This is a genomic window from Acinetobacter sp. YH12099, assembly GCF_013419195.1.
Lineage (GTDB): Bacteria > Pseudomonadota > Gammaproteobacteria > Pseudomonadales > Moraxellaceae > Acinetobacter > Acinetobacter towneri.
On record NZ_VPAP01000048.1, the window covers coordinates 1 to 2,365 of the forward strand.

Annotated in this window: 1 protein-coding gene and 1 pseudogene; both read left to right on the forward strand. The window is 37.6% G+C overall.

Annotated elements, in window-relative coordinates:
* The first annotated feature begins 162 nt into the window (after positions 1-162).
* Positions 163-342: a hypothetical protein gene (locus FTU39_RS13665; RefSeq protein ID WP_020847111.1), complete on the forward strand. Its 180-nt coding sequence runs from the start codon at positions 163-165 to the stop codon at positions 340-342.
* Positions 343-933: 591 nt separating this feature from the next.
* Positions 934-1,860, forward strand: a pseudogene (gene repM, locus FTU39_RS13670) (replication initiation protein RepM); the annotation flags it as partial.
* Between the last annotated feature and the right edge of the window lie 505 nt (positions 1,861-2,365).

Here is a 2,365-nt window from a genome sequence, read left to right on the forward strand (position 1 = left end):
ACCGCTAAAAGTTGCCGATCGGCAACTTTTAAAATATCAAATTTTCACACATGGCTTAAAACCGCCTAAAATCGCCTTTAAGCGCACTTTTCTTCAAAACAGGGAAATCTAGCTAAACAGGGCTAAAAACGCCAATAAAAGCAAAATAGGAGCATTTAGACCATGAAATTGAGTGATGCTGAAAAAAATAATCGTTTGTCAGAGGTGTTTTTAAAGAAATCAGATCGAGAATATTACGATTTAGAAATCACTGAAGATCATCAAAAACTTTATGATCAGTACGTTTCAGGTGATTTAAACAAGCAAGATTTTGAAGAACAACTAAACAAATTGATCAAGTAACCGAGCGAGTGTCTACGAGCGACTGAGCATTATAAAAATTTGCCCCTGCCTTTTCCCTGATTACAAGCTCCCTGTTGCTTCATAACGAGATTTACAGAGCAAAGCGACTGTAGCCACTGGCTCCATGACGAGCGAAGCGAGCATAAAGCTTTATGAGCGAAGCGAATCCATTCTTGTTTTTAGCGTCCTAGCCGGTCTTTGAAAAAAACTGCCCCCAGGAATCGAGCGCAGCGAGATTCAATAGAGTTTGAGCGAAGCGAAAACATAGGGCAGTTTTAAATGCCGTTTTTAATTTTTTTGGGCTTTTAATAATAAAAAAGCTTTTAAATGCTTTTAAGCAGTCTGAAAGCATTGATATACGTGCGTTTCAGAGGACATAAGACGACACTTAGTGTGCTAAAAGACGACACTTAGTGTGCTAGAAATTCTCAATAAGACGACACTTAGTGTGCTTTGAAAGACAAAATAAAACATGTCGTTTTAAGCACGTTTAGTTTGCAAGATGCGACAAAATAAAATATGTCTGCTTATTGCTTCTTGATAAGGCTTCACATAAGATCAATAAGACGACATAATAAAATAAGACGCTATATGAAAGATTTAATTGTGAAAGATAACGCTTTAATTAATGCCAGCTACAATCTTGACCTAGTGGAACAACGGTTAATTCTTTTAGCAATAATTGAAGCCCGTGAAAGTGGTAAAGGTATTAATGCGAATGACCCTTTAACTATTCACGCAGAGAGCTATATCAACCACTTTGATGTATTGAAAAATGGTGCTTATCAAGCACTAAAAGAAGCCTGTAAAGACTTGTTTGCTCGTCAATTTAGCTATCAAGAACCAAGAGGAAAAGGAGTAGCTCATATTACCTCACGTTGGGTTTCTCAAATTGCATACATCGAAAAAACGGCATCTGTTGAGTTAATTTTTTCACCTGCAATTATCCCTTTAATAACTCGGCTAGAAAAACAATTTACGAGCTATGAGTTAGAGCAAGTAAAAGGGCTTTCCACTGGCTACGCCATTAGACTTTATGAACTTTTGATTGCTTGGCGTAGTAGTGGGAAAACACCAATTATTGAGCTAAGTGAGTTCAGAGAAAGATTGGGAGTATTAGAAAGTGAATATCATCGAATGCACGACTTTAAAAAGCGTGTTTTAGAACCATCATTAAAGCAAATCAATGAAAATACAGATATTACTGTCAAAGAAGAACAGCACAAAAGAGGACGTAATATTATTGGTTTTTCATTCCGATTTAAACAGAAGGCACAGCCAAAAAAACAACAAAAAACCGACCCTAAACGAGATCCAAACACACCTGATTTCTTTGTCGAAATGACCGATGCACAACGGCATTTGTTTGCACACAAATTATCTGAACTGCCCGAAGTTGGTAGCGAATATGCAGAGATCGGAGAGTCATCCGAAGACTTTACGAAACGCCTTGCAGACATGCTTTTAGAGCCAAAAAAATTCAGGATGTTTTATCCGCTACTGGAACAGCTCGGCTTTGGTTCTAAGAAAATCCAATCAGCACCAATCAAACAGGTCGATGAACCTAAGTTTATAGATTTTCCAAATATGCAGATCAACCGAATTTCTTACGGCATGTCCAGAAATAAAAAATTCAAACATTTGAAGCAAGAGAATGAATCACCTAATGATTTTATGCAACGGCTTTGCATCATGCTAAAAGACCCAAAACAGCAACTTCAATTTTACGATTTCCTAAAATCTAATCCTTGAGTTTCCCCCTCTAAAAAAGATTTCAAAACGCCCCAACTTTTGGGGCTTATTTTTATCTTTTTCAGAGGCCGTTTTTTTGTTTCTCGGAGAGAAACGCGGAAGCGTGCATTCCCTCCTGCTGTCGGAAAATGATAAATCCCCCAAACCGCTAAAAGTTGCCGATCGGCAACTTTTAAAATATCAAATTTTCACACATGGCTTAAAACCGCCTAAAATCGCCTTTAAGCGCACTTTTCTTCAAAACAGGGAAATCTAGCTAAACAGGGCTAAA

Excerpts from the sequence above, each read along its gene's own strand:
- FTU39_RS13665 (WP_020847111.1), top strand. The coding sequence starts at position 163 with ATGAAATTGAGTGATGCTGAAAAAAATAATCGTTTGTCAGAGGTGTTT.